General features: G+C 44.4%; 1 protein-coding gene. It reads left to right on the top strand.

Annotation, left to right across the window (positions count from 1 at the left end):
- Positions 1–423 (top strand): PAS domain-containing protein (locus tag ACYVRH_RS14760; RefSeq protein ID WP_461257615.1); only part of this gene is annotated, 423 nt, incomplete at both ends.

Here is a 423-nt window from a genome sequence, read left to right as displayed (position 1 = left end):
GATGATTAAATTCGAAGAATTTGTTTCATCGCCTATTACCGGAAAAGCAAGTCACTTTGAAACTGTTAAAGCCCCCCTCATACGGGACGGCGTCGTCGTCGGAATAATGGTTATCGCGCGCGACATATCAGAGCGCAAGAAGATGGAAAAAGAAATAGCGTATCAGACCACTTTGCTTGAGACCATGATCGATTCAATCCCAGATGGCGTATTCTGCAAGGATTTGGAATATAAATATACGCTATGCAACAAATACATAGCGGATTTATTCGGCAAAGAATTGAAAGACATACTTGGAAAGGACGACAGGGAAGGTTTGGGAATGAGCGCCGAAGCCGCCGCGTTAGCTAATGCCGCCGATAAAAAAGTTATATACGAATACGAGCAGGTTACTTTTGAGGAATGGCTGGTATGCGCTGACGG

The sequence above is a fragment of the Treponema sp. R80B11-R83G3 genome (assembly GCF_054786115.1).
Note: the sequence above shows the minus strand (reverse complement) of the source record. Positions and strands in the feature narration are given on the sequence as shown.